This is a genomic window from Arsenophonus sp. ENCA (assembly GCF_002287155.1).
Lineage (GTDB): Bacteria > Pseudomonadota > Gammaproteobacteria > Enterobacterales > Enterobacteriaceae > Arsenophonus > Arsenophonus nilaparvatae.
In genome coordinates, this window is sequence record NZ_NHNG01000304.1 from 1 (window position 1) to 1423 (window position 1423).

Sequence of the window (1423 nt, forward strand, 5' to 3'; positions counted from 1 at the left end):
TGGTTTGCAAAGAGGTCATTCTTAATGGCGCTGCGTTTCTTCATGGTGGTTAGCTCAGTAGACCAGCTTCCGATAACTTTATCAGCAAAATCAAACTCGGCTTAGGTTTTTCGAGGTGCCCAAAGGTTATTTATTAAATTTATGTAGCCTTTAAATTTACAATATTAATTTAATTAATTAAGTTGTTTTGTTAGAAAATTGCTATAAGCATTCAGCCATTTTTGTAAAAAAATCTTCGTCCTTTCCAGCAAATTACCATGCTGATCAATAATATTTTCATTCCATTGAATAAACGCTTCTAGTTGATTTAGTGTTGGCATATCAAGAAAAGTTAGCACATTTCTTAAATAAATGCTGTTGTGATAGAGCACTTCCCATAGCACCAGGGGAAGTTCCGATAACCCCCGCAGGTTTCTGCGCCCAGACATTTTTTCCATAAGGCCGAGAGCCTTGATCAAGGGCATTTTTTAATACACCAGGAATAGAACGATTATATTCTGCGGTAACAAAAATAACGCCATCAGCATCAGCTATTTGTTGTTTAAAATCTTGTACTATTTTACTTGGCTGCTCATCATCATCTTGGTTATAGAGTGGCAGTTTTCCTATTTCGGCGAAAAAAAATTGTAGTTGTGGGTGGGCCAGTTTGATTAATTCGTTAGCCAGTTTTTTATTATATGAGCCTTTACGTAAGCTACCAACGATGATAACGACTTTATCTTCTTTCATATATCACCTTTACCTTATTGAACGTCAAACAAACGATAGATTTGGCAAAAATTAATCATGTTATTTAATAGTGTATATCAATGGATGGTTTGTCTTAAATTAAGAATAATAATTAATTAGTGATGCCAGCCAGGCGGGATAATTATTCCCACACAATCGTGTTTATCTAATCACTAAAACTGGGATTTTCGCATAATTCACCACTGCGGTAGCGGTTGAACCGAGTAAATGGGTTCTAAAATTAGGTCGGCGAGAGGCGATAACAATCAAGTCTGCATTAATTTCATCGGCGATTTCTAAAATAGCATCTCTTGGCGGATCGGTTTTAATTAAGCAGTATATTTTTTCCGCTGGAATAGCAAATTTTTTTGCCATACTTTGTAGGCTTTGCAGAGCCTGTTGGACAATTTCATCATCATCGCTAATTGGCTGTTTAGAATAGACAATTTTACTAGCAATGAAAAAAGAAGGCGCATAAATCGCAGAAATAAAATAGAAATCAGCAACTGTCTTGACCAACAAAATTACGTAGTAACCTGATGGTAGGATTCATCCCATTCTTCGTTATTTCTGAGCATCGCATTCAGGATGGTCAACAGTTTGCGCATGCAGGCAACCAGAGCGACTTTTTTGGGTTTTCCGGCTGCAACCAACCGCATGTAAAACACCTTTATCACCGGGTTGAAACGGGTTG

The 1423-nt window shown here is 37.1% G+C and carries 2 protein-coding genes and 1 pseudogene; all 3 read right to left on the minus strand.

Going from position 1 to position 1423, the window contains the following annotated elements:
• Window positions 1-321: 321 nt before the first annotated feature.
• Window positions 322-729, minus strand: coding sequence for an NADPH-dependent FMN reductase (locus tag CBG25_RS08195; protein ID WP_366212751.1), 408 nt, complete (start codon window positions 727-729; stop codon window positions 322-324).
• 162 nt (window positions 730-891) lie between these two features.
• Window positions 892-1251 (minus strand): universal stress protein, encoded by a 360-nt coding sequence (locus CBG25_RS08200; protein ID WP_290605943.1) that lies wholly within the window; start codon window positions 1249-1251, stop codon window positions 892-894.
• 2 nt (window positions 1252-1253) lie between these two features.
• Window positions 1254-1423: pseudogene (locus CBG25_RS08205) on the minus strand (IS110 family transposase); the annotation flags it as partial.

Bases quoted from the DNA above. Each gene is read 5' to 3' on its own strand.
- CBG25_RS08195 (WP_366212751.1), bottom strand. From the start codon at position 729: ATGAAAGAAGATAAAGTCGTTATCATCGTTGGTAGCTTACGTAAAGGC.